The 23,597-nt window shown below is 70.9% G+C and carries 22 protein-coding genes; 9 read left to right on the plus strand and 13 right to left on the minus strand.

Features of this window, described 5'->3' with window-relative positions; genetic code table 11:
* Window positions 1-9: 9 nt before the first annotated feature.
* The 7 genes from ACIHFD_RS16055 to ACIHFD_RS16085 form a co-directional block, all read right to left on the minus strand.
* On the minus strand, window positions 10-1,776 hold the full coding sequence (locus tag ACIHFD_RS16055; RefSeq protein WP_397367523.1) for a CHAP domain-containing protein: 1,767 nt from the start codon (window positions 1,774-1,776) through the stop codon (window positions 10-12).
* Between the two features lie 276 nt (window positions 1,777-2,052).
* Window positions 2,053-2,802, minus strand: coding sequence for a glucose 1-dehydrogenase (locus ACIHFD_RS16060; RefSeq protein ID WP_397367524.1), 750 nt, complete (start codon window positions 2,800-2,802; stop codon window positions 2,053-2,055).
* A complete protein-coding gene (locus ACIHFD_RS16065; protein ID WP_397367525.1) occupies window positions 2,789-4,810 on the minus strand; it encodes an acetate--CoA ligase family protein in 2,022 nt (673 codons plus the stop codon). Before ACIHFD_RS16065 ends, ACIHFD_RS16060 begins: the two co-directional genes overlap by 14 nt.
* The gene (locus ACIHFD_RS16070; protein ID WP_397367526.1) at window positions 4,807-6,315 is read right to left on the minus strand and encodes a class I adenylate-forming enzyme family protein; all 1,509 of its coding nucleotides are present in this window, start codon (window positions 6,313-6,315) and stop codon (window positions 4,807-4,809) included. The genes ACIHFD_RS16065 and ACIHFD_RS16070 overlap by 4 nt, the downstream gene beginning before the upstream one ends.
* Window positions 6,316-6,330: 15 nt before the next feature.
* Window positions 6,331-6,654 (minus strand): VOC family protein, encoded by a 324-nt coding sequence (locus ACIHFD_RS16075; RefSeq protein WP_355210710.1) that lies wholly within the window; start codon window positions 6,652-6,654, stop codon window positions 6,331-6,333.
* The gene (locus tag ACIHFD_RS16080; protein ID WP_355210707.1) at window positions 6,651-7,013 is read right to left on the minus strand and encodes an OB-fold domain-containing protein; all 363 of its coding nucleotides are present in this window, start codon (window positions 7,011-7,013) and stop codon (window positions 6,651-6,653) included. Before ACIHFD_RS16080 ends, ACIHFD_RS16075 begins: the two co-directional genes overlap by 4 nt.
* A gap of 53 nt (window positions 7,014-7,066) precedes the next feature.
* Window positions 7,067-8,794 carry a protein kinase gene (locus ACIHFD_RS16085; protein ID WP_397367527.1) on the minus strand — a complete coding sequence of 576 codons (1,728 nt, stop codon included), beginning with the start codon at window positions 8,792-8,794 and terminating at the stop codon, window positions 7,067-7,069.
* Window positions 8,795-8,961: 167 nt separating this feature from the next.
* Here ACIHFD_RS16085 and ACIHFD_RS16090 point away from each other — a divergent pair, with 167 nt between their 5' ends.
* Window positions 8,962-9,552, plus strand: a complete 591-nt coding sequence (locus tag ACIHFD_RS16090; protein WP_397367528.1) for an isochorismatase family cysteine hydrolase — start codon at window positions 8,962-8,964, stop codon at window positions 9,550-9,552.
* The gene (locus ACIHFD_RS16095) at window positions 9,552-10,289 is read left to right on the plus strand and encodes an SDR family NAD(P)-dependent oxidoreductase (RefSeq protein ID WP_350725322.1); all 738 of its coding nucleotides are present in this window, start codon (window positions 9,552-9,554) and stop codon (window positions 10,287-10,289) included. The genes ACIHFD_RS16090 and ACIHFD_RS16095 overlap by 1 nt, the downstream gene beginning before the upstream one ends.
* A 15-nt stretch (window positions 10,290-10,304) precedes the next feature.
* Here ACIHFD_RS16095 and ACIHFD_RS16100 read toward each other — a convergent pair whose 3' ends face one another.
* Entirely contained in the window at window positions 10,305-11,447 is a 1,143-nt protein-coding gene (locus tag ACIHFD_RS16100) for a serine hydrolase domain-containing protein (protein ID WP_397367529.1), read from the minus strand.
* Window positions 11,448-11,485: 38 nt separating this feature from the next.
* Here ACIHFD_RS16100 and ACIHFD_RS16105 point away from each other — a divergent pair, with 38 nt between their 5' ends.
* Together ACIHFD_RS16105 and ACIHFD_RS16110 are read left to right on the plus strand one after the other, a co-directional pair.
* Complete coding sequence (locus ACIHFD_RS16105) at window positions 11,486-12,394, plus strand: cyclase family protein (RefSeq protein WP_185071702.1); 909 nt, start codon at window positions 11,486-11,488, stop codon at window positions 12,392-12,394.
* A gap of 101 nt (window positions 12,395-12,495) precedes the next feature.
* Window positions 12,496-13,665, plus strand: a complete 1,170-nt coding sequence (locus ACIHFD_RS16110) for a phosphatidylinositol-specific phospholipase C1-like protein (protein WP_397367530.1) — start codon at window positions 12,496-12,498, stop codon at window positions 13,663-13,665.
* Window positions 13,666-13,681: 16 nt separating this feature from the next.
* On the opposite strand, the gene ACIHFD_RS16115 is transcribed toward ACIHFD_RS16110, so the two are convergent.
* A complete protein-coding gene (locus ACIHFD_RS16115) occupies window positions 13,682-14,854 on the minus strand; it encodes a cytochrome P450 (protein ID WP_397367531.1) in 1,173 nt (390 codons plus the stop codon).
* A 98-nt stretch (window positions 14,855-14,952) separates the two neighbouring features.
* Here ACIHFD_RS16115 and ACIHFD_RS16120 point away from each other — a divergent pair, with 98 nt between their 5' ends.
* Complete coding sequence (locus ACIHFD_RS16120) at window positions 14,953-15,537, plus strand: TetR/AcrR family transcriptional regulator (RefSeq protein ID WP_397367532.1); 585 nt, start codon at window positions 14,953-14,955, stop codon at window positions 15,535-15,537.
* A 203-nt stretch (window positions 15,538-15,740) separates the two neighbouring features.
* Here ACIHFD_RS16120 and ACIHFD_RS16125 read toward each other — a convergent pair whose 3' ends face one another.
* Both ACIHFD_RS16125 and ACIHFD_RS16130 read right to left on the minus strand, forming a co-directional pair.
* Window positions 15,741-17,225, minus strand: coding sequence for an AMP-binding protein (locus ACIHFD_RS16125; protein WP_397367533.1), 1,485 nt, complete (start codon window positions 17,223-17,225; stop codon window positions 15,741-15,743).
* 17 nt (window positions 17,226-17,242) lie between these two features.
* On the minus strand, window positions 17,243-18,298 hold the full coding sequence (locus tag ACIHFD_RS16130; protein WP_350724484.1) for an LLM class flavin-dependent oxidoreductase: 1,056 nt from the start codon (window positions 18,296-18,298) through the stop codon (window positions 17,243-17,245).
* Window positions 18,299-18,601: 303 nt separating this feature from the next.
* Between ACIHFD_RS16130 and ACIHFD_RS16135 the strand changes: the two genes are divergently transcribed.
* Both ACIHFD_RS16135 and ACIHFD_RS16140 read left to right on the plus strand, forming a co-directional pair.
* Window positions 18,602-18,928, plus strand: coding sequence for a hypothetical protein (locus ACIHFD_RS16135; RefSeq protein WP_397367534.1), 327 nt, complete (start codon window positions 18,602-18,604; stop codon window positions 18,926-18,928).
* Between the two features lie 183 nt (window positions 18,929-19,111).
* A complete protein-coding gene (locus ACIHFD_RS16140; protein ID WP_350724486.1) occupies window positions 19,112-19,711 on the plus strand; it encodes a TetR/AcrR family transcriptional regulator in 600 nt (199 codons plus the stop codon).
* A 6-nt stretch (window positions 19,712-19,717) separates the two neighbouring features.
* Here ACIHFD_RS16140 and ACIHFD_RS16145 read toward each other — a convergent pair whose 3' ends face one another.
* Window positions 19,718-21,061, minus strand: coding sequence for an MATE family efflux transporter (locus ACIHFD_RS16145; protein ID WP_397367535.1), 1,344 nt, complete (start codon window positions 21,059-21,061; stop codon window positions 19,718-19,720).
* Between the two features lie 28 nt (window positions 21,062-21,089).
* On the minus strand, window positions 21,090-22,079 hold the full coding sequence (locus tag ACIHFD_RS16150) for a phosphotransferase family protein (RefSeq protein ID WP_397367536.1): 990 nt from the start codon (window positions 22,077-22,079) through the stop codon (window positions 21,090-21,092).
* A gap of 297 nt (window positions 22,080-22,376) precedes the next feature.
* Here ACIHFD_RS16150 and ACIHFD_RS16155 point away from each other — a divergent pair, with 297 nt between their 5' ends.
* Together ACIHFD_RS16155 and ACIHFD_RS16160 are read left to right on the plus strand one after the other, a co-directional pair.
* Window positions 22,377-22,778: a hypothetical protein gene (locus ACIHFD_RS16155; RefSeq protein WP_397367537.1), complete on the plus strand. Its 402-nt coding sequence runs from the start codon at window positions 22,377-22,379 to the stop codon at window positions 22,776-22,778.
* A gap of 338 nt (window positions 22,779-23,116) precedes the next feature.
* A complete protein-coding gene (locus ACIHFD_RS16160; protein ID WP_397367538.1) occupies window positions 23,117-23,326 on the plus strand; it encodes a hypothetical protein in 210 nt (69 codons plus the stop codon).
* Window positions 23,327-23,597 lie beyond the last annotated feature (271 nt).

Here is a 23,597-nt window from a genome sequence, read left to right on the forward strand (position 1 = left end):
GAGGGTCGCTCAGGCGCGGTGGCGGCCCCGCCTCCGGGGCTGACCGGATGTGCTCCGGCCGGGCTGGCCGGGGGCGCTCCTGCCAGGCTGGCTCGGGGCGCTCCTGGCCGGGTGGCTGGAGGCGCCCCTGCCGGTGCCGCCCGCGCCGACCAGCTGGCGCTCGTCCTCGCGCCGGTGCGGCTGCGGTGACCCGGCGGAGGCGTGGCGGCGGCCCGCCAGCGGGGCGTCCTGCGCGAACGGCTGCGCGCCGCCGATGTGCATGCCCTGGGTGGGTGACGGACGGCGGTGCCGGCGGCCGCGCAGCGGGAGGTCGGCCGTTCCTGGCTCGTCGCCAGGGCGCCCGAGGCGGCGGCGACGTCCCTGGTACGTGGCGCCGATGTCGAAGACGTCGTCGCCCCTGCCGTCGGTCGGGCTGAAGGCATCGAACGCGCTGGTCGCCTGGGGGATGACGATGCGCTCGAACGGCCCGGTGTCCACGAAGCGCTCCAGCGGCCCGGTGTCCACCAGGATCTCGACCGGCCCGCTCCGGGCCGGTTCGGCCGAGCGGGAGGCGAAGAAGGCGTCGAAGGGATCGGCGTCCGTGGCGAGGTCGAAGGGGCGCGTGTCGAGCGGGCGCCTGCGGCGTCCGGTGGCCCGGGCGGCGGGCTGGACGGCTTCCAGGGCCGTAACCGGCTGGAGGGCGTCCAGGGCGGCGGTCGGCTGGAGTGCGGTCGTGCGGCGGCTCGTACGGACCGGCTCGACCTCGACCGCGAGCTTGCGGCGGCGACGGCGGCGGTTGGCGGCGGGGCTAGGCGTCGTGGCCCCAGCGGTGACCGGGGCGGTGGCCGGGGCGGCCCGCAGGCGGCGGGTCCTGGCCACGGCGAGCAGGGCCAGGGCCGCCACCAGAGCGGAGCCGACCAGCGTCGGCGAGGAGATGGCCGGCATCGGGCCGGTGGCCGAGGCGTCCGCGTGCGTGGGGATCGGTTCGGCGGTCGCCGCCGTGGTGTCGGCCGTCGCCGGCTTGGCGTGCTTGGCCTTCTTCGGCTGTTTGGGGCTCTCGGCGGTCGTGCTGTCCGAGGCGGAGCCGGTGGCGACCTTGGGGGAAGCGGGCGTGGGAGCGGCCTGAGGCTCCTTCTTCGCGGGGGAGCTTCCGGTCTCCGGGGCCCGGGTGGGCTCCTGGATCTCGCTGTGGGGGATCAGGGAGGTGAGCAGCTCGTTCCCGGAGAGCTGCTGGAGCGCACCGACGTCGGTGCCCGGCCCCGGCTGCAGGGCGGCCTGCTCCTCGGCCTTCTTCTGGGCCTCGCGCTGCTGCCGGGCCGCTTCCTCGTCCAGGCGGGACTTGATGCGCTCCGGGTAGCCGTACCCGACGACCTTGCTTGTGTCACGTTCCTTGCGCTTGGCGACGCCGCCGTCGATGTTGCCCTCGATGGTGAAGATCGTGTCACCCTCGACCCTCGTCACGATGCCGACGTGGTCGATGTTGTCGATGCTGTTCGAGCCGCTCCAGTCGTAGAAGACGAACGCCCCGGGCTTGGGCTTGTGGCCCCACGCCCCCTGCTCCTTGAACCACTCCGCGTGCGACACCGTCCACGCGAACTGCCCGATCCAGTCCTCGTACCCGAGCTTGTGCGCGGCCCACGAGAGGTACATGTCGCACCATGGGGCGGAGCTGTAGTCGGCGTCGAACTCGACGTTCTTGCCGTACCAGTTGCCGAACTTGGTGTACGCCCCTGATTTCTCGGCATACCCGAGCTGGCTCTCCAGCAACTCGATGTACTTCTGCATCTCTGGCGTCATGGAAGTATGGGGACACCTTCCGGGCAAGCCGGTTTGTCCGCATAGATCCCGGGTAAAGGGACACCCTGTGACTACTGGGACAAAACCGGAGGCTTGTCGTCTTCCGTGATGAGCGAGGCTACCGTGCCGTCTCGGCAGGTCAAGCCAGCACCAAGTGACGTTCAAGCTTTCCTAGACCAAGAACCCGCTGGTCAAAGATGCTGCCAGAAATGTCCAAGCTAAGGAGGTTTAATCCAAAAAGATCTACCTCGTACCAGGTGAGAGCCTTGCCCCGAGTCAGTACCCCGCGCCCGTGAGCAGCCCGCCGTCCACCGTGAACTCGCTGCCCGTGCAGTAGCTGGCTCGATCCGAGGCCAGGAAGGCCACCACGTGGGACACCTCCACCGGCTTGGCGAAGCGCTTGATGACCATGGACTTCACGAAGGCATCGGCGTCGACCTCGTTCATCATGTCGGGGTCCATCGCCATCGAGGTGTTGATCGCGCCGGGATGCACCGAGTTCACCCGGATCTTGAACCGGGCCAGCTCCCGCGCGGCCGACTTGGTCAGCCCGCGCACCCCGAACTTCGACGCCGAGTACGCCGACAGCCCCTCGGCCCCGACGTAGCCCTCGATCGAGGAGATGTTCACGATGGCGCCCCGCCCGGCCGCCTTCATGGGGTCGATCGCCGACTTGATCCCGAGCCAGGTGCCCTTGAGGTTGACGCCGATCACCCGGTCGAAGTCCTCGGGTGACATATCGCTGATGCGCCGAAATTTCAGGATCCCGGCGTTGTTGACCAGTACGTCCAGACGGCCGTGCAGTTCGGTGGCCGTCGCCACCGCCCGCTCCCAGTCCTCGACGCTCGTCACGTCGTGATGGACGAACGCGGCCCCCGTCTCCTCGGCCAGCGCCTTCCCCTCCTCGTCGAGCACGTCACCGAACACCACCCGCGCCCCCTCCTCAAGGAACAGCCGCACGTGCGCCGCACCCATCCCGCGAGCGCCACCGGTGATCAACGCGACCTTGCCCTCAAGCAACCCCATAACGCCCTCCAGCCGCGACGGCCACCGCCGCCGCCTCCATGGAGCGGTAGACGGGGATTCCCGCCTCCGCCGCGATCCGCCTCACTTCGTCCTCGACCCCCGGGGGCGCGCACTCGCCGTTCCTGGTGACGAGGGTGATCCTGGTGCCCGGCAGCGCGGCCTGCGCCTGCGCCACGACCCGCGTGTAGGCGTACAGGGGCTCCGCCGCGTCCCCGTACGTGAAGAACGCCTGGACGTTCACGTGCAGGACCACGTCGCCGTACGGCCTGCACCGCAGCAGCGCGGAGACCACCTCGGGCACGAGCCCGGCCCGGCCCAGGGGCCCGACCGGCACTTCGAGCGGGTTGCCGGAGGCCACCACCCCGAGCCCGCGCAGCGCCTCCAGCGCGTCCGGGGGCAGCGGGTCCAGCCGTACCCCCGCCAGGTCGAACGCGTCCGCCGCCAGCACGCTCGCGCCCCCGCTCGGCCCCACGACCAGCACGCCGCCGGAGGCGGCGCCTGAGCGCGAGCCGTGCGCCTGGAAGTACGCCAGCACCCCGATCAGATCGTCCTGGCCGGCGACCAGCACCGCCCCCGCCTGCTCGGCCACCGCCTCCCACACCCGCCGGTCGCTCACCATGCCGCCCGTGTGGGACGCGGCCGCCTCCTGCCCCTGCCCGCTCCGCCCGCCGACCAGCAGCACCACCGGCAGCTCCGCGGCGCGCAGCGCCTCGAACAGCTCGCGCCCGTCACGCGGGTCCTCCAGGTACAGCCCGACGGCCCGCGTCTCCTCGTCCCGGGCGAGCCAGCGCAGCAGCTCGGCGGGGGTCACGTCGGCGGAGTTCCCCACGGTGACGACCCGGCTGAACGCCAGCCCGCGCCGCTCCCCGACCTTGATCACCTCGCCCGCGAGCCCGCCGCTCTGCGAGATCAGCGCCACCGTCCCGGCGGGCCCGAGCCCGCCCCCGACGAACGTCTGCCGTCCCCGAGGGCTGTACACGCCCATGCAGTTGGGCCCCAGCAGCCGCGTGCCCGCCGCCCGCGCCGCCTCGACCAGCCCCTCCTCCAGGTCCGGCCGGCCCGTCTCGGCGAACCCGCCGCTCATCACCTGCACGAACGGCACCCCGCGCGCCTCCCGCAGCACCTCGGCGCAGCGTTCCGCGGGCACGGCCACGAGGGCGTAGTCCACGTCCGCCTCGGCGAGGGACGGCACGGCCGGCACCCCCGCCACCTCGGCCGCCGTCGGATGCACCGCCACCAGTGGGACGCCCGCGGCGCGGTAGAAGCCGAGGAACATGTTCCCGAAGTTCGGCCTGGTCGTGGAGGCCCCGACGACGGCCACGGCCTTGGGCTCGAAGAGCGGCAGGAAGTCCGTCGTCGCGCGGGAGGCGCCCGCCACGGGTCCCGGGGAAGGCAGGTAGCGGGCGTCGACCGCGATCACCCCGGAAGGGCCGGCGATCACCGGGTTCAGCTCGAATTCGCCCAGTTCGAGCCGTTCCCACAGCCCACCCGGGCCGCCGACCGTCATGAGCAGCTTGACCACCGCGTCCACGTCCACCGGCGGGCCGCCGCGGCTCCCGTACAGGACGGAGGACCCGCGCAGCGACGCCAGCATGCGCCGCGCGTCCTCCTCCGAGATCGGGCAGAGCCGCAGCGCCGTGTCGCGCAGCGCCTCCGTCCACACCCCGCCCAGCCCGGCGAGGAGCACGGGCCCGAATCCGGGGTCCCGCACCAGGCCCATGATCAGCTCCACGCCGGCCTCGGCCTGTTCCTCGACGAGGAAGCCCGCGACCTCCAGCCTGGCCCGCATCCCGGCCGCCGCCCCGGCTAGGTCCTCCCTGGAGAGCCCCAGCGCGACGGCGCCGACGTCCGACTTGTGCACCAGTCCCGGGCCGAACGCCTTCAGCACCAGCGGCTCGGCCAGCTCCCCGGCCCGGTCGAAGTCCAGGTCGTGCACCACCACCCCGCGCGGCACTGGCACCCCGGCCGCGCTGAGCAGCGCCTTGACCTCGTGCTCGTACGCGCTCACCCGAGCAGCTCGCGGATCTTCCCGCGCAGCAGCTTGCCGGGACCGCCGGAGGCGTCCTGCGAGTGCGGCAGCGCGTGGGCCACCACGATGTGGTCGGGCCGTTGATGGGCCGGCAGGGTGTCGGCCAGCGCGAGCGCCAGCTTGGACGCGTCCAGCGTGTGCCCCGCCCGCGGCACGACCGCCAGCAGGACCTCCTGCTCGGAGGCCCCTTCGGGCACGCCCACCGCGCCGGCCTCGGCCACGCCGTCCAGCGCCGAGACCGCCTCCTCGATCACGACCGGCTGCGTCCAGACGCCGCCCTTGAGTATCGAGTCCTCCCGCCTGCCCAGCACGCGCAGCACGCCGTCGGGGGAGAGCGTGCCGAGGTCGCCGCCGACGTACCACTCGCCGCGCAGCACCTCGGCCGTCCGCTCGGGCAGGCCGTCGTAGCCGGTCATGCGGTGCGGTCCGGCCAGGTTGATCTCGCCCACCTCGCCGACCACGCGCTCGCCGTTCGGGTCCGTGATCCGCACCGCGTTGCCGGTGCGGGGACGGCCCGAGGAGCCGAGCGGGATCGTGCCGTCGTCCACGCGGCCCATGCACGTGTACGGGGCCTCGGTCTGGCCGTAGTAGGAGTACACGCCCGCCTGCGGCAGCCTGGCCTTGATCCGTTCGAGCATGGTCGCGGTCAGGGGCTCGCCGCCCAGCATGATCACCTGGATGGACGACAGGTCCACGTCCTCGTGCTCGGGGGACGCGAGCAGCGCCGCGTAGAACGAGGGGATCTGCGAGAGATGCGTGACCCGTTCGCGGGGGACGACGCGCAGGAAGTTCGCCGGGCCCCAGTCCTGCTCCAGGACCAGCCGCATCCCGGCGTACAGGGCGGGCCCGACGATGGCCGGGAAGCCGATGCCCCAGATGATCGCTCCCGTCCCGAACACCGAGTCGGGGCCGCGCGGCACGTCCAGCCAGATCTGCGCCGTGGCCAGCGACGACGCGTGCGTGTGCACGACCGCCTTCGGCAATCCCGTCGTGCCCGAGGTGTAGTAGAGGGCCAGCGGGTCGTCGTACCGGCCGCTGATCGGCGGCTCCTCGTCGGAGGCGCCTTCGAGCTCCCGCACGTCGATCCACGTGGTCACGCCGGGCAGCGAGTCCCTGATCTGCGCGACCACGCCCTCGACCGTCGCGTCGTACACGAACGCCGTGCACCCCGAGGCCGCCACCACGTCACGCAGCGTCTCCACCGGCCAGTACGGGTTCAGCGCCGCCGTCACCGCCCCGATCTTGGCCTGCGCGAGGTAGACCTCGGCCACCCGCAGCGTCTCGTTGAGCAGCGCCGCCACCCGCCGGCCCGGCCCGACCCCCTTCTCCAGGAGGGCGTGGGCGCGGCGGTTGACGTTCCTGTTGAGCTGGTCGTAGGTGAAGCTCTGCTCGCCGCAGTACGTGAGCGCGACCTGGTCGGGCGTGCGCAGCGCTCCGGCGGTCAGGATCGCGTGGCCGTAGTTGCCGTAAGGTGATCGCGCCATGGGGGAGGCCTCCAGTCAGAGGGGCTGATAGAGCACGAAGACGTTTCCTGAGGGGTCGCGCAGCACCGCCCGGATCTCGTGCGGCCCCTTCTCGGGCTCCCGCACCACCTCGCCGCCGCGTTCCGTCAGCCCCCGCACGGCGTCCGCCACGTCGTCCACCTTGTACGACGGCGCGACCGAAGTCGTGACGTGCTCGGCGGGCCCGGCCAGCGCCACGGTGACCCCGCCGCCGTCGAGCGCCGCGAACCTGTCGCCGTCCCTGAACTTCACCGGCAGCCCGTAGAAGGCGATCGCCTCGTCCAGGTTCGCGACGGGGATGAGCACGTTGCCGAGCTTCACACGGGCCTCCAATGGGGGAGTTCGTCGATGAACGTCACGCGTACCGGCATGCCGACGCGTACCTCGCCGGGGGCGCACCCCACCACGTGCCCGAACGCCCGCACGCCGGCCGGCAGGTCCACCCAGGCCATCACGTACGGCTCCCGGCCCCGGTAGGCGGGGGCGAACGAGCGGTGCACGACGGTGAAGGTGTGCACGACGCCCTCGCCCTCGACCGGCTCGAAGACGAGCTCCCCGCCACCGCACCATGGGCAGGCCGCCTCGGGGAGGTGGACGCGGCGGTCGCAGGACGTACAGCGCTGGACGACCAGCTCGCCGCGCCTGCAGGCGGCCCAGTACGCAGAGGTGTCACCGCTCATCGCTTGCCAAGCTAGCGCACGCTTGGTTGCCCCACAAGGCCCTCACTCGGCCGCTAAAGGGGTGGCTCCTCCTCGGGCGTCGAGAGGAGCATCATGGGCTCCTCGGAGGGCCGGCCGGTGGGCTCGTCCGAGGATCTGGCGAAGGATTCCTCCGACGGCGTAGGCGTCCCGACGGCCGTCCTGCTGTGCTCCTCGCTCGGCGTAGGCGTAGGTGTAGGCGGGTGGGGAGTCGGCGTGGGCGTGGGGCAGGCGGGACCGTCGACGGCGACCTCGCTCACCTGCGGCCCGTTCCCCGCCGCCGGCTCCGTCATCACCACGATCCCGACATACGCCCGCTTCCCGCAGGAAACACCTCCAGGATCGTGCGTGACGGCACTGGTGTAAGCCGTGCTCCCCCGTAAGGTCCGCGTCTCCTGCCGCACCGTCCGGGCCGCCCCGCCCTCCCCCTCCCGCCGCGTGTACGAGATCCGCAACCGTACGGGCCCCGTGCCGTCCGCCGAGACCGTGATCGCCCCCGCCGTGCCGCTCCACCCCACGATGCCGGCGGCCTGCACCGCGGTCGGACGCGGCACCGAGGTCCCGCCCTGCCGCACCGTGGGAGGAGGGCTGGGAGGAGGGGAGACCGTGCGCGCGGGAGTGCTGCGCCGGGGAGCCGCGGACGTCCGGGTCCGGGTGGGCGTGGCCGCGTCCACGGGCGCCGGCTCCGGTTCGGTCTGCGCCGTCTTGGGCGGCGGCATCAGGATCGTGCCGGGCCCTGGAGGCATGCGCCCGCCCGACATCATGAGCGAGATCGCCACGGCGGCCACCGTCGCCCCCGCCACCCACAGGTACGGCGGTAGCCGGGGCATGCGCAGCACCCGGTCCCGGAGGGTGGTCGTGACTCCGGAGGCCCGCTCGGTCCTGGCCAGCGGGAAGCGCAGGGCCAGCAGCGTGGCCAGCTCGCCCAGATGCCGCCGCCCGCGCTTCTCCCAGTCCGGGCCGTACCCGGCGACCGCGTCCTCCTCCAGCTCCGCCGCGAACTGCCGGGCCGAGGCGTACCTGGTCGCCGGGTCCTTGGCCATCCCGCGCCTGAGCAGGTCGCGCAGCGAGTCGGGCGCGACCTCCAGCGGCACCGGCTCCACCAGGTGCTTGTCCCGCATGGCCGGGACGTCCAGCGCCCCGTCCTCGCCCTCCTTGACGGCCCGGTACGGCGGCCGCCCCCTGACCGCCTCGAACAGCACGCACGCCGCCGCGTACACGTCCGCCGGCGGCCCCGCCCGGTCCTGCGTCCACAGCTCGGGCGACATGTACTCGGGGCTGCCCGCGGGCACGCCCGGCTCCTCCGCGTGCACGACCACGCCGAAGTCGGCCAGCTTGCTGGTGCCGTCGGCCTGGACCAGGATGTTCTCCGGCTTGACGTCGCGGTGCGGCACCCCTCGCTCGTGCGCGGCGGCCAGGGCCAGCAGCGTGCTCTTCAGCACGGTGAGGGCCGCCTCCGGGCTGATCCCGCGGTGCTCGTCCAGCAGCGTACGCAATGACACGCCGTCCACCAGCTCCATGACGACGGCCGCTCTGGTGGGGGTCTCGACGTACTCGTAGAGCCGGACCACGTTGGGGTCGTCGATCTCGACGAGCTCGTGGGTGTCCGACCGGAAGCGGTCCATGAACTCGGTGTCCCTGCGCAGGGTGGCGTTCAGGTACTTGATCGCCACGTAGGCGCCGGTCTGCTGGTAGGTGGCGAGGAACACGCGGCCGGTGCGGCCCGCGCCGAGCTGGCGAACTTCACGGTAACCAGGGACCAAGTCGAACCCCCATCAGCAGCCGTCATCGATTCGACAGTCTCACCCGGGGTTCGGGTTGTCACGACTGGAGATATTTCGCCGGGTGTTAATGCGAAATAACCCTGTGTCGTGGGTGATATGCTGAGGCGTCCCAAGCAAGCGCTCGGCTAAATCGACGGAGGTCGCCCGTGGAGCGCGTGGCCGTGCTGGTGATGGAGATGCAAAGGGGCGTCGTCGGCGATCTAACGAAATTTCCGGATCTGGTGGAGGCCTGTGCGCGGCACCACGTCGTCGCCAACGCCGCCCGCCTCCTCCACACGGCCAGGTCGGCCGGCATCCCGGTGATCCACTGCACGGCGGCCTTCCGCCCCGACCGGTCCGGCTCCCACACGGACAACTGCCCGTTCATCGTGGCCCTGCTCAAGGACCCCGGCCACATGCTGGAGGGCACGGCCGCCACCGAGGTCCTCCCGGAGCTGTGGGACGGCGGCGACCTGGAGAGCCGCCGCCACCACGGGTTCTCCCCGTTCACCGGCACCTCGCTCGACATGACGCTGCGCTCCCTGGGCGTCTCCCACGTGGTCGCGCTGGGGGTCTCGCTCAACCTCGGCATCCCCGGGCTCGCGCTGGAGGCGGTCAACCTGGGCTACCGGGTGACCGTGGTCAGGGACGCGGTGGCGGGCATCCCGGAGGAGTACGCGCAGGCCGTGCTGAAACACACGATCAGCCTCCTCGCCACCCGCGCCACCACCGCCGACCTGGTGGAGATGTGGAAGTGATGGACGGGCTGCGCCTGGACGGGCGCGTCGCGGTGGTCACCGGGGGAGCGGGCGCGATCGGCGCGGCCATCGCCACGGACCTGACCGCGCTGGGTGCGGAGGTCGTCGTCGCCGACGTGGACCTGCCGAACGCGGAGAAGGTGGCCTCCGGCCTGCCCGGCGCGCGGGCGCTGGCCGTCGACCTGACCTCGCCGGCCTCCGTCGCGGAGTTCGGCGGCGCCGTGGGCCCCGTGGACATCCTGGTGCACAACGCCGGGGTGTCGATCGTGGAGCCGTTCACCGAGAGCGACCCGGCGAACTGGGACCTCATGTGGCAGGTCAACCTGCGCGGGCCGATGCTGCTCACCAAGCTGCTGCTGCCGGGGATGGCGGCCAGGGGGCGGGGGCGGCTGGTGTTCATCTCCTCGGACGGGGCCAGGGCGGGGTCGGGCGGCGAGGGCGCGTACGCGGCGACCAAGGCGGGCCTGTTCGGGCTGGCCAAGACGATCGCCCGGGAGGCCGCCAAGGCGCACGTCACCTCCAACGTGGTCTGCCCGGGCCCCACGGACACGCCGATGCTCCGCCGGGTGTCGGCGGCCGAGCCGGGGCTGGTGGACAGGATCGCGCGGGGCATCCCGCTGCGCCGCCTCGGCACGCCCGCCGACGTGGCGGGCCTGGTGTCCTACCTCTGTACGGACCGCGCCGCGTACATCACCGGGCAGACGCTGTCGGTGAGCGGCGGCGTCACGATGCAGTGAGCGATCATGCGGCGATCAGAGCGAGTCGTAGACGGCCTGCACCAGGCGCAGGCCGCGCAGGTTGCCGGAGACGGCGTTGGCCATCTTGTTCATGACGTAGCCGATGCCCAGCCCGCGCTCCGGGTCGCCGATGCCGAGGGAGCCGCCCAGCCCGGAGTGGCCGAACGCGGTCTCGGACGGCATCGGGAACGTCATCGACGGCCGCATGTAGCCGAGGCCGAACGACGTGTCCAGAAAGAGGACGCGGTCGGGGCCGTGCACGCGGGGGCGTACGGCGTCCCGCAGCGTCTCGGGGCGCAGCAGGTCGCCCGCGATCAGCGACCGGTAGAACCCGGCCAGCCCCCTGGCCGTGGTGACGACCCCGGCCGCGGGCCAGCCGGCGCGCAGGATGACGGGGTGGTTCGCGCCGCCTTTGAGCCGGTGCATGCCGGGATTGCCGAGCGCCCGGTTCATGAGGCTCTGCGGATCGAGCGCGGCCTTGGCCATCTCGGCCTGCCCTTCGGTGGGTGCCGGGCCCGCACCCGTTTGAGGGCTTTCGCCTGCTTTGAGGCGGGCCGTACGGGCGATCACCGTGTCCGGCGCGCCCACCCACAGCTCCAGCCCCAGCGGCCCGGCGATCTCGGCGGACACCAGCTCGCCGACCGACTTGCCCGTCACGCGCCTGATCACCTCGCCCACCAGGAACCCGTACGACAGCGCGTGATACCCGTGCGCCGACCCCGGCTCCCACAGCGGCGCCTGACCGGCGAGCCGGGCGGCGATGGCCGCCAGGTCCCCGAACTCCTCCACCGGCACCGGCTCCTCCACCACCGGCAGCCCGCTCTGGTGCGTGAGCAGGTGCTCGACGGTGATCGCCCCTTTACCCCGGGCCGCGAACTCCGGCCACACGTCCGCAACGGCCCCCGAAACGTCCACCAGCCCCCGCTCGGCGAGCTGAAGCAGCACGGTGGCGGTGATCGCCTTGGTGCAGGAGTAGGCGAAAGCGGGCGTGTCGTGCTCCCACGGCCGGCCCGTGTGCCGGTCGGCGACGCCGCCCCACAGGTCCACGACCAGCTCGCCGTCCAGCTGGACGGCGAAGGCGGCGCCCAGCTCCGCCCCGTCGGCGAGCTGCCGCTCGAACACCTCGCGCACGCGGGAGAACCGCGGATCGCAGTGCATCACACCTCCGTGTGAGACAGGAGAAAGGAAGCGCTTACTTGGTTCACGAGCCTAACAACTGGGGACGATTCGGCCCAGACGATCAGCGCGGCACCCTCAACCTCCTCACCCCGGCCGTGGTGCTCGACGCGCTGCGCAGCGCCACCACGGGCGAGGTGCTGAGCCTGGCCATGCCGATCAGGGGCGCCACCTCCTCACCCGCCCCCACGACGGTGCCGCACCTGCCGGGCCGCCCGCTGCCGCAGCACTTCATGTCCGTGGACGGCGGCGACTACGCGGCCGGCGCCCGCGCGATCGGGGAGGGCCTGTACGTGGCCGACGACGCGCTGGTCGTCAGCCACCACGGCACCACGACCCACATGGACGCGCTGTGCCACATGTGGTCCGGCGACGAGCTCTACAACGGCCACCCAGCGGCCCGGGTCCGCTCCTACGGGGCGACCAGGTGCGGCATCGAGCAGGTGGGTGGCGTGGTGGCCAGGGGAGTGCTGTTCGACGTGCCCCGGCGCCTCGGCCTCGACCACCTGCCGGCCGACTTCCGGATCCCGGCCGAGCTGCTGGCGGAGATCGCCACGCCGCGGCCGGGGGACGCCGCGGTGATCCGTACCGGATGGCCCGCGGTGTGGGGGCGCTCGCGCGAGGAGTACTGGTCGGGCCAGCCCGGGCTGTCGGCGGAGGCGGGCCGCTGGCTCGCGGCGCACGACGTGTCCGTGGTGGCCTCGGACAACGCCGCCATCGGCGGGCTCAACGCCCGCGGGCTCGCCGACGAGGGCCTCGCCGACGACCTGCACCTCATCCTGCTGCACCGGCACGGCGTCCACCTGATCGAGATGCTGTGGCTGGAGGAGCTGGGGGAGAGGGGGTGTACGGAGTTCGTGTTCGTGGTGGCGCCGCTCAGGATCGAGGGCGGCACGGGCAGCCCGGTGACCCCGCTGGCCATCCTCTGACGTTCCCGCATATTTCCTAGCTCGTTTGGATATTTCGTGATCGACCGTTAACCCCTGACTTCGATGGTCTGTCCCGGTAAAACCCCCTTGCTAGGAGACCCATGCGCCGCCTCGCCCTCGTTGGCCTCGCCGCCACCGCCCTGACCGCGCTCGCGTCCGTACCCGCCGCGGACGCCACCACAGCCGCCACCACAGCCGCCACCACGGCCGGACGCGGGAACCTGCGGATCAACCAGATCCAGACCATGGCCACCCACAACAGCTACCACCGCGAGCTGACCGACGCTGAGAAGGACGTGCAGCGCAGGACCGACGCCAACTGGTGGAACCTGCAGTACTCCCACACCGCCCTGCCGAACCAGTTCGGCGCCCAGCACGTGCGCGGCATCGAGCTGGACGTCTTCCCCGACCCGCAGGGCGGCCTCTACGCCAACCCGCTGGTCAGGCGGGACGCCGGGCTGCCACCGCTGAACGACCCCGCGCTCGCCAAGCCCGGCTTCAAGGTGCTGCACTGGGCCGACCACGACTACGGCACCAACTGCTCGGCCCTGGCCACCTGCCTGCGCCAGGTGCGCGAATGGTCCGACGCGCATCCCGGGCACGTGCCGCTGACGATCCTCACCGAGTTCAAGAGCACCGACCCGGCCAAGGAGGCGATGGGCGGCGCCAAGAGCCCGGCGTGGGACACCGCGCTGATGGACGCCCTGGACGCCGAGATCCGGTCGGTGTTCCCCGGCGATCGGCTCATCACGCCCGACGACGTCCGCCGGCCGGGGCTCACCCTCGAACAGTCCGTGCTCAAGCACGGCTGGCCCGAGCTGTCGTCCTCGCGGGGCAAGATCATGTTCTTCATGGACAACCAGGGCGAGAACATCCAGACGCCCTACAAGGCGGGCCGGCCGAGCCTGGAGGGGCGGGTGCTGTTCACGAACTCGCGTCCGGGCCGTCCCGACGCCGCCTTCGTCGGCTGGAACGAGCCGCAGGGCGCCAACACCGCGCAGATCCAGGACCTCGTACGGAAGGGGTACTACGTACGCACCCGGTCCGACGTGCCCTTCACCGAGGCCAGGTCGGGCGACACGAGCAGGCTGAAGGCGGCGCTGGACAGCGGCGCGCAGATGGTCAGCACCGACTTCCCCGTGATCGGCCTGTCCGCCAGGAACGGCAGCGACTACGTGGCGGAGCTGCCCGGCGGCGCCACGGCCCGCTGCAACCCGGTGAACGCCCCCTCCGGCTGCCGCGACCAGACCCTGGAGCACCTCAGCCGGTAGCCGGCCAGGTCACCTTTCAGTCAGCAGCCGGCCAGGTCACCGGTAGGCATCTCACCCCGTACACCGAGGCGTCGTGCTTCAGCGGCACCTCGGTGGCGGGGACGGCCAGCCGCAGGCCGGGGAAGCGCTCGAACAGCGCCCGGTAGCCGATGCGCAGCTCGTTCCTGGCGAGCTGCTGCCCCAGGCACTGGTGCACGCCATGGCCGAACGCCAGGTGCCGCCGCGCGTCCGGCCGGTCCAGCCTGAGCGCGTCCGGATCCTCGAACACCGCACCGTCACGGTTGATCACGGGCAGGGACAGGGCGACCGTCTCCCCCTTCCTGACCAGCTCGCCCGCCACCTCCACGTCCTCGAGCGCCGCCCTGGACGGCGCTCCCTGGTGCAGGATCGACAGCCAGCGAAGCAGCTCCTCCACGGCTCCCTCCACTGGGCCTTCCACTGGGCCCTCTTCGAAGGGCAGTCCCTCCTTCAGCAGCGCGAACACGCCCAGGGCCAGCATGTTCGCGGTCGTCTCGTGGCCCGCCACGAGCAGGATCAGCGCGACGTAGGTCAGCTCCTCGTCCGTCAGTTCGCCGGTCAGGCCGCTGATCAGGTCGTCGCCCGGCTCGACCCGCTTGCGGCGTACCAGCTCGCCGAGATACGCGGTGAGGTCGGCCGTCGCCTGCGCGCCGTCCCTGTCGGGGGTGACGAGGGCGGCGCTGCGGTCCTGGAAGAAGTCGTGGTCGCTGTACGGCACGCCGAGCAGCTCGCAGATGACCAGCGACGGGATCGGCAGGGCGTAGGCCGTCACCAGATCGACCGGCGGGCCCGCCTTCGCCATGGTGTCGAGATGGTCGGCCGCGATCTGCTCGATGCGCGGCTCCAGCAGGCGCATCCTGCGCACCGTGAACTGCCCGGTGAGCAGGCGGCGGTAGCGGGTGTGCTCGGGCGGGTCGGTGGCGGCGAAGAACCCCGGCGGGGCGGGCCGGGCGGCACCGCCGGGGCGCACCACGTGCACGGCGGTGTGCTTGAGCTCCTGCCTGGCGCTGAACCTGGGGTCGCCCAGCACGGTGCGGGCCGCCGCCATCGTCGTGGCCAGCCAGCCCTGATGCCCGTCGGCCATCTCCAGCCGGGCCATCGGCGGCAGGTCGCGCAGCCGCGCGGGCGGGTCGAAGGGGCACTCCTGGTTGCGTTCGATGGGAAGTCGCATAATTTTGAGAGTAGACTTTCAATTAGGAGTTGTATAGCGAATCATCGTCTTCTCCTGCGATTGGACTCGGGAGGCCGTACATCGGAGAATGCGGTGTCATGAGCGATCGACCGGGCCTGCGCGAGCGGAAGAAGGCCAAGACCAGGGCGCTGATCCAGAAGGAGGCGCTGCGGCTCTTCCAGGAGCAGGGGTACGCCTCGACGACGGTCGAGCAGATCGCGGAGGCGGCGGAGGTGGCGCCGAGCACCGTCTTCCGCTACTTCGCCACCAAAGAGGACCTGGTGCTGGTCGACCAGTTCCCGCCCTTCATGCAAGCGCTCCAGTCCGTCCCCGCCCACCTCAAGCCCGTCCCGGCGATACGGGCCGCGATGCGGGTGATGCTGGCCGGGCAGACGGCGGAGGAGTTCGCGGAGAGCATGGAGCGGGAGAAGCTCATGTTCACGGTGCCCGAGCTGTGGGCGGCCAGCCTCGACAACATCAGCGGCGTGGTCAGGACCATGCACGAGCAATTGGCAGCCCGGGAGGGCCGGCCGGCCGACGACCCGGAGCTGCGTAATGTCACGGGGGCGATCGTGGGGGTGCTCATGGCGGTCTGGCTTGACTTGGTAAAGGACCCGGGTCGGGACGCCTCGGTCGAACTCGACAAAGCCCTAGCTCACCTGGAAGCGGGCCTCCCCCTGTAACCACCACCCACCTGGCCCCAATCCGCCCAGCGCACGCCCACCCGGCCACGCCTGCCCTCACGCGCCGGCCCGGCCCGCTCGCCGCGTCCGCCGCCCCCGTCTGTCCAGCGCCCGCCCTTCCGCGCGCATGCGCCCGTGCGCGTCCACCCCGCGTCCATTCGCCCGCGTCCGTGCGGCCGTTGGCCGGTAGCGGCAGTCTGGGGTCAGGTGCCCGGGTAGTTGCCGCCGCCGTGTGCCGAGTCCAGGGCGTCGTAGTCGGGCGTGAAGCCGCGCTTGGGTATCGCGTCCACGAACGCCACGTGGCTCGGCTTCTTGTACGACGCCAGCTGCGTCCTGACGTACTCGACGAGCTCGTCCGCCGTGGCGGTGGCGTCGGGTTTGAGGGCGACGACGGCCTTGACCGCCTGATGCCACGTGGGGTCGGGGACGCCGATGACGGCGGCGTCGGCCACGGCCGGGTGGGATTTGAGGGCGCGTTCCACCTCGGCCGGGTAGATGTTCTCGGCGCCCGATTTGATCATCCGGAGTTTGGGGCCGATGAAGGTGATGGTGCCGTCGGGTTCGCGGCGGCCGAGGTCGCCGGTGTGGTGCCAGCCGTACGCGGACTTGGCCGTATTTAAGTCGGGTCGGGCGAAATATCCGGAAAAGAGGGTCTTGCCGCGGGCGCAGATCTCGCCCACCTCCCCCGGCGGCAGCTCGGTTCCGTCCGGGGCCAGGATGCGTACCTGGACCAGCGGAGAGGGACGTCCCGCGAACCCCGAGCCCCCATCGGCCAGCCCGAGGAACGTGAGCATCCCGCCGACTTCGGTCTGCCCGTACCCGCCCATCTTGGACCGGCACCAGGGAGAGTCGTCCACCGTGATCATGCTGTCCCACTCGGCCGAATGGGAGACGAACCTCAGCGACGACAGGTCGTACTTGCCCCCGGCGTTCGCGGCCGTCACCGCGTCGATCATCGGCCCGAACAGGAACGCCTGCGTCACCCGCTCGGCGTCGACCAGGCGGCAGACCTCTTCGGGGTCGAAGGCGGGCGTGAACACGTTCGTGCCGCCGATCTGGAACGTGGCCAGGCAGAACATCATCGTGCCCACGTGGAAGAGCGGGCCGTTGTTCAGGAACGTGAAGCCGGGCTCCATCTGGCGTACGACGAGGAGTGAGGCGCTGTGGGCGACCAGGGCGGCGCTGCTGAGCAGGGCCGCGTTGGGGCGTCCGTCGAAGGCGGCGGTGTAGAGGGCGAGGACCGGCTCGCCGTCGTCCACCTGCGGGAAGTCCCTAGGGGATCCGCCGGCCACCAGCTCCTCGTACTCGTCCCCGGCCCGCACCCACGTGCTCTCGGACACGGCAGTGGTGGCGTCCGAAGGCTCCCATACTACGACCTTGGGGGTCAGATCGGACAGTACGAACCGCAGCTCGTCCTCCGACTGCCGCCAGTTGGCCGGGCAGAGGATCGCGCCCAGTCGAGAGCAGGCCAGCAGCAGCTCCAGCACGGCGTGGGAGTTCTGGCCGAGCCACACCACCCGCTCCCCGGCCGCCACACCCCGCCCCGCCAGGGCGTCAGCGAGCCGGGTCACCCGGGCGTCGAGCTCGGGGTACGTACGCCGTACATCCCCGTCCACCACCGCCGTGACCTGGGGACGGCTGCGGGCGTGATCGGCGAGGAGGTCTGACAGGGACAGGCTGTGGATCATCTGAGCCTCCCGAGGGGTTACCGGAACGCGGGCATGACTTCGGCGGCGAAGAAGCGCATGATCCGCTTCATGTCCTCCAGCGGCATCGGGCGGGTGCTGCCGAAGTCGCACAGGAGGTTCGAGAAGCCGGAGTCCCGCAGGAGGGAGATCTGCTGGATCACCCGCTCCGGGTCCCCGATCACGTCCAGTTGCTCCCACCGGAAGTCGGTCGACAGCGTGCCGCCCTTGAGGTAGCGGTCCTGGTAGTACTCGAAGCCCTGCGCGGCCCGGCCGGTTTTCGGGTCGATGGGGGCGCTGCGCTCGTTGAAGATCCGCGAGCGGTCGAACGACGCCTCGAACCGCGCCTGGTCCTCGCGTGCCTGTTCCAGCGTCGGCGCCACGTACACGCTGCGCGCCACCACCAGCTCCGCGCCCTCGGGGTGGCCCGCCTGCGCGGCCGTCTCCCGCCAGGTCTCCGCCGCCTTGACGACCTTGCGGAACGGCGCCGCCGGGTCGGCGAGAATGGGCAGCCCGCGCTCGGCGTACATGGTCACGGTCTCGGGGGAGACGGCCGCCACGTGCAGCGGCGGGTGCGGCGACTGCAGCGGCCTCGGGACGAGGCTCACCTCGGAGCCGGTCTTGTAGAACTTCCCCTCATGCTGGTACGAGTCCTGCGTCCAGAGCCCGAGGATCACCTCCAGCGCCTCGTTGAACCGGTCGCGCGCTTCCGCCAGGTCTATCCCGAACCCCTCGAACTCGAAGCTCTGATACCCCCGCCCGATCCCCAGGTCCAGCCGCCCTCCGGAGAGCACGTCCACCATCGCGGCCTCCTCGGCCACGTGAACCGGATTGTGCAGGGGCAGCACCACGATGCCCGTGCCGAGCCGGATGCGGGAGGTGCGGGCGGCGGCGTGGGCCAGCATCGTGAACAGGTTGGGGACGACGCCGTAGTCCCGGAAGTGGTGCTCGGCCAGCCGTACCCCGTCGAACCCCAGTTCCTCGGCCAGCTCGACGAGCTCCAGATGGTAGTCATAGACGTCCTTGAAGCCATGGCCGTCGAAGCGGTGGAAGAGGTGGAAGGTCGAGAACTTCATGCGGCGACCTCTCGGCAGGCGACTAAACCAAGCGCTCGCTTGGGAGCGTACCACGCCGCCCAGGGTTGCCCTAGGGAATACCGGGCGAAACGCAAGGTCCTCCGCCGATGGGGCGCGCTCCGCGCGACGGGAGCTCCAGGCAGCGCCGCCCAGGAGGGGCTCCGCCCCCTTCCACCCCCGAACCCCCGCTCGCTTCGCTCGCCAGCCCCCACTCCTTGCCCGGTTACCGGCTTGACCTGCTGGAGCCCACCCAAACCCCGCTCGCTTCGCTCGCCACCCGACCGCCCGTTGCGTGGTTACCGGATGGGCTCGCTGGAGCCCTCTGCCGCCCGCGAGAGGACGGTCAGCCTGCAGGTCGTTGAGGCGCAGTGCCTCCTCGGCGTACTCCTGGGCAGGTGTAAGGTCCCCAAGCCGCCGCAGCACCTCGGCATGTCGCCCACGATCGGCCAGCGGGCGATGCCGGATTCGCTGTTGACGGTGCCGGCGGGGGCGCGGGTCTCGGAGCTGGACCGGTTGAGGTGCGGGCCGGTGCGGGTGTCGGGCCCGGAGATGACGCGGGCGTTGGAGCGGGCCACCGAGACCGCCGCGTTGAATGTGGGTGAGGTGGATGGGTCAAGGGTGCCGCCGTGACGGCTGGCGGAGCTGTCGCGGTACGGGGTCGATGGCAAGGCTTCGCTGCTGCGCCGGCTCGGGTGTCCTGGAGCCGCTGAAGGCCGGCGTTCTGCGGGTATCTTCGATGGTGCTGCCCACCTTGCTGCCACACTTTGCAGTCGAGCCGGTCAAGGGGCCGATATGCGCCAAGGGGGTCGATCGATGAGGGCGGGCTATCCGAAGGGGCGACGGCGACGTGCTGAGATCGTCGAGGCCGCGTTCGCCAAGTTCGCCTCGGTCGGATACCGCAACGCGAGCATGGTGCAGATCGCCGCGGACTGCGGAGTATCGCGGATGGGCCTGGCGCATCACTTCCCGACGAAGGAAGCTCTTCTCGCCGCCGTGCTCGAAGAGCGGGATCGGGTCAACGGCGAGTTGTTCTTCGCCGAATTCGACGCGACGGCGGATGGCTTGGACTATTTCTCCCGGCTGGCGCGACTGGTGGAATACAACGCGACAGTGCCGGAGCTCGTGCGGCTGTACGCCATGCTGTCGGTCGAGGCCGCTGATCCGGCGCATCCCGCGCATGCGTACTTCGTCAACCGGTATACGAATATCCGCCGGGATATTCGCGATGCGCTTGAGGAACTCCACGCCCGAGGACTCGTGCGGCCGGGAGTGAGCATCGCGGGTGCCGAGTCGGATCTCATGGCGTTGCTCGACGGCCTGCAGGTGCAGTGGCTCCTCGACCCGACCAGCGTGGACATGGGTGCCCGCTTCCGGCAGCGGCTCAGCGAGATGCTCCTGGTCGAGGTGCCCTGATGACCGCTACGCGGCGGCTCGCGCCCCTGGGATCGCAGGTTTGCCGAACCTCCACAGCAGGCCGGCGGCGGCCACGACCGAGATCGCTTCCCCGATCGGCAGGCTGATCCAGATCCCTCCCGGCCCGCGCATCCCGAGCGCCAGGACAAGCGGCACCTTGATGATCACCAGCGTGCCGATCGAGATCAGATACGACGGCGCGGCTCTGCCGAGGGACTGGAAGTAGGCGGAGATCAGAGGCGGGACGCCGGCGAAGACGAATCCGATCGCGATGATGCGCAGCGCATCGACCGTGACGGCCGTGGTTTCCTGATCGTCGATGAACAGTCCCACGAGCTGCTGCGCGAGCAGGGCGATGAGCGCCGCTGTCATCGCCCCGTAGATGACGGTGGCTCGCATGGCCAGCGTGAGAGTCCGGTCGACACGGCCGGTCAACCCGCGGCCGGCGTTGTAGCCGACGATCGGCTGGATCCCCTGGGTGATGCCGATCTGCGGCGTGAACACGAAGGTCTGCAGCCGCGCGCACACCGCGTAGGCGGCAAGAGCGACCGCGCCGGTCGCGGCGAGAGTCGTGTTGATCAGTGCTGACAGCAGCGTGGCGCCGAAGCCGGCGAGGAAGGAGGGGGCGCCCACCGCGAGCACGGCCCCGATCGTCGCCGGGTGCGGGCGCAGGTCAGCCAGCCGGATCCGGTACGGCCGACCGCGCTGAACGAAGAAGAACCAGACCGCCATGCCCGCCGACACGGCCTGGCCACCGACCGTGCCGAGCGCCGCGCCGGCGACACCCAGGCCGCAGACTAAGATCAGCAGCGGATCGAGGACGATCTGCACCAGCACGGGTACGACCCACAGCATCGTCGAGAACCGCAGCCGCCCTTCCGCGCGCACCAGAGCCGAGAACCCGGTCGAGAAAATCGACCCGCCGATGATCACTGCCGCGTAGGGCCGCGCGTATGCGATCGTCGCACCGGATCCACCCAGCAGGGTCAGCAGCGGATCGAGCGCGAGAAGACCGGCCACGGTGACGGACAACGCCACGAGCCAGAACACGACGAACGCGTTTCCCGCGGCGCGTGCGGCCTGATCGGGCCGGCCGGCACCGAGGCTGCGCGAGACCACGGACGCGCCGCCGACCCCGACGGTCGTCGAGACCGCGCCCAGCATCAAGATGATCGGTGCGACGAGGTTGACCGCTGCCAGCGCTGTCTCGCCGACGCCTCGGGCGACGAACCAAGCGTTGGTGAGTGCGTAGATCCCGTAAACGCCCACCGAGAGCGTCGTCTGCGAGCAGGTCCACCACAGCAGCCGCCCGATCGGGCGGCTGCCCAGCGATTGCGTGTGATCGCGCACCGCCGGTCCGCGCCGGCCCATCAGCGTGTCACCGGGTACGGCCGAACTGCGCCATCAGCAGATCAAGCTGCTCACGGCCGAAGTCGTAGGTCGTGGTGTCGGTGTGACCTCGGTACCTCGTCTCGACGATCATGATGACGGCCAGGTACAGCGAGTACAGCCGACGGCGCACTCGTTGCGCCTCGGACAATTCGCCGAGCCCGTATCCCTGCATGAAATCGGTGGGATCTCCGAAGACCGGCAGGTCGATCCCGGTGAGTCCGGCCTCCATGAGCGGATCGCCATAGACGGCACGCTCGTGGTCGAGGATGGACACGATCTGACCGTCGCGGATCATCGAGTTCTTCGTCCAGAGATCGACCTCGATGAAACGGGGCTCGGTCACGGCATCGAGCGTGCTCGCGTTCTTGGCGAGCACAGCGCGGATCTCGTCGTAGTCCCAGCCGATGTCGACCTGGACGTGGGCGCCATCGGTGAGCGTGTCCTCGATCATCGTGGTGAACGCTTCTCGCCAGGTTGCCGATCCCGGGCCTTCCAGCGGCCCGAAGTGCGGCCCCACGATGGAGTTCAGCTCCCGGTTGAGCGCGCCGAGTTGCCGTCCGCCCGCAGTGACGACCTCAGCCGTCAGGTGGCCCGCTGCCGCCGCGAGGCCGAAGTTGTCGGCATCGACGTACTCCATGAAGAAGTAGTCCGCGTCGATCAGCTCCCGCGACAGATCCGCGTGATCGACCCGCGGCACCGGAACCCCGGTGCGGTCCCGGACCAGGGCCATCGCGGCAAGCTCGTTGCGCATCATGTTCTGCTCACGGGTCAGCACCGGCACGTGCGCGGGAGGGGCGATTTTCAGCACCACCTGCTGCCCGTCGCGGAGCCGGATGTGGTAAATCACGTTGAACCAGCCGTGCGTGATTTCCTCGGCGAATTCGTCGCCGTCGGGCACCCGGGCTGCCCCGTAGGCTCGCTCGATCATCGCCCGAAGCGTCTTCAGCGGCTGCCGGTTCTTCGTAATGCTCTCCATCGGAACTCCCATCCGGCCGCCATTGTCGTGCCTCAGCTCGATTGCCTGCCGAGGGATCCTACAAGAAACCGGCAGAGGTGACGGGATTTGTCGGTATGCCCTGCGGGCGCTGCCGGTCGAAGGCCCGGCCCCAGACGAAAACCCAAACGGAGCGATGAGCCGGGTGGGGCCGACGATTCGGCATGGTTCGCCGCTGGGAACTGGCGCCCCGTTTCAGCCCTCAGTGTCGGCATCGCCACCCTGTTCCGCCGCTTTCCTGCCAAGGAAGACCTGGTCGCCGCCGTCTTCGCCGACCGCATGGACGCCTACGTCGACGCGGTCGCCACCGCCCTGGCCGATTCCGACTCCTGGCACGGCTTCACCGGTTACCTCCACACGGTGTGCGCCATGCAAGCCGCCGACCGTGGCTTCGCCGACGTACTGACCATGACCTTCCCCACCGCCAAGGCCCTGGAGGGCCGCCGCAGCCAGGCCTACGACGGCGTGGTGAGCCTCATCGACCGCGCCAAAGCCGCAGGCCACCTGCGCGACGACTTCACCCCGCAAGACGTGGCCCTGCTGCTCATGGCCACCGCCGGTGTCATCACCGCCACCGCCGACGACGCCCCCGACGCCTGGCGCCGCATTCTCGCCCTGTACCGGGCAATGATCAACCTCGGACGCGCAGACTCCCCTTCCCGTGCATCGACCAGAAGCTGATCTCGGTCGGGCGCTCTCGCAAGGCCGCCATGCCCTGGCTCGGCGGATCTTCCACGGCGCTCTCGCTGCTTGCGCCCGCGGTCATCCGCCGCTCGTGCGTGCCGTGTCGTGGCCGGTCCGGAGTGGAGCGATCGGCATGCTGGTGCGCCAGGGCGCACTGACCGCTGTGCGGCGCACCGCCTCGACAGCGGCGCCGGTGCAGGTCACGATCGGTTTCGCAGTGCTGGTCACCGGGATGGTGGAAACCAACGTCGGGGCCAACGGGCTGCGCCGCGCCGCAGCCGTCCAGTTCGACTGGGTGCTCGCGCCGCAGAACACACCGGGGCCTCACCGACGCCGTGGGCTCGGCCTTGCAGGGCTCCTCCACCCTGCCGACCACCGTCTACACAGGCAACAGACCCTTCAGCGCGATCGGCGTGGCGGGCCGGACCAGGGGGTGGGATGTGATCACCGCCGACCTGCAGGACCTGCGAGGCGGCCAGACGATGGCCGTGGCCGAGTGGGCCGCTCACGAGCGGACCGGCGGACGCCCTGATATGCGCGGGTGAAGAATTTGCTACTTGGGTGGAAGATCCTCCGCTCTGGATGCAGAAAACCATACCCGTGCCAGGCGAATCGCTTTGTGCCGCGAGCCATTTCCGGGTTTCGGCCACACGACCGCATGCTCCGAAGGCGGACTGGTCGGCACGCCCCCGCCACACGTTGAGGCGGCAAGTGGCGGGGCGGTTTCCAGAGCCGTCCTTTCGGCGCGGTGCCGCAGCTTGCCATAGCCGTTCATCCAGGCATGAGGCCGTCTTCGCCCGGCGACGGCGCCATCAG

The organism is Nonomuraea sp. NPDC051941, assembly GCF_044593615.1.

Excerpts from the sequence above, each read along its gene's own strand:
- ACIHFD_RS16055 (WP_397367523.1), bottom strand. The coding sequence starts at position 1,776 with ATGACGCCAGAGATGCAGAAGTACATCGAGTTGCTGGAGAGCCAGCTC.
- ACIHFD_RS16060 (WP_397367524.1), bottom strand. The coding sequence starts at position 2,802 with ATGGGGTTGCTTGAGGGCAAGGTCGCGTTGATCACCGGTGGCGCTCGC.
- ACIHFD_RS16070 (WP_397367526.1), bottom strand. The coding sequence starts at position 6,315 with ATGGCGCGATCACCTTACGGCAACTACGGCCACGCGATCCTGACCGCC.
- ACIHFD_RS16080 (WP_355210707.1), bottom strand. The coding sequence starts at position 7,013 with ATGAGCGGTGACACCTCTGCGTACTGGGCCGCCTGCAGGCGCGGCGAG.
- ACIHFD_RS16095 (WP_350725322.1), top strand. The coding sequence starts at position 9,552 with ATGGACGGGCTGCGCCTGGACGGGCGCGTCGCGGTGGTCACCGGGGGA.
- ACIHFD_RS16100 (WP_397367529.1), bottom strand. The coding sequence starts at position 11,447 with ATGCACTGCGATCCGCGGTTCTCCCGCGTGCGCGAGGTGTTCGAGCGG.
- ACIHFD_RS16110 (WP_397367530.1), top strand. The coding sequence starts at position 12,496 with ATGCGCCGCCTCGCCCTCGTTGGCCTCGCCGCCACCGCCCTGACCGCG.
- ACIHFD_RS16115 (WP_397367531.1), bottom strand. The coding sequence starts at position 14,854 with ATGCGACTTCCCATCGAACGCAACCAGGAGTGCCCCTTCGACCCGCCC.
- ACIHFD_RS16120 (WP_397367532.1), top strand. The coding sequence starts at position 14,953 with ATGAGCGATCGACCGGGCCTGCGCGAGCGGAAGAAGGCCAAGACCAGG.
- ACIHFD_RS16125 (WP_397367533.1), bottom strand. The coding sequence starts at position 17,225 with ATGATCCACAGCCTGTCCCTGTCAGACCTCCTCGCCGATCACGCCCGC.
- ACIHFD_RS16130 (WP_350724484.1), bottom strand. The coding sequence starts at position 18,298 with ATGAAGTTCTCGACCTTCCACCTCTTCCACCGCTTCGACGGCCATGGC.
- ACIHFD_RS16135 (WP_397367534.1), top strand. The coding sequence starts at position 18,602 with ATGGGCTCGCTGGAGCCCTCTGCCGCCCGCGAGAGGACGGTCAGCCTG.
- ACIHFD_RS16140 (WP_350724486.1), top strand. The coding sequence starts at position 19,112 with ATGAGGGCGGGCTATCCGAAGGGGCGACGGCGACGTGCTGAGATCGTC.
- ACIHFD_RS16150 (WP_397367536.1), bottom strand. The coding sequence starts at position 22,079 with ATGGAGAGCATTACGAAGAACCGGCAGCCGCTGAAGACGCTTCGGGCG.
- ACIHFD_RS16155 (WP_397367537.1), top strand. The coding sequence starts at position 22,377 with ATGGACGCCTACGTCGACGCGGTCGCCACCGCCCTGGCCGATTCCGAC.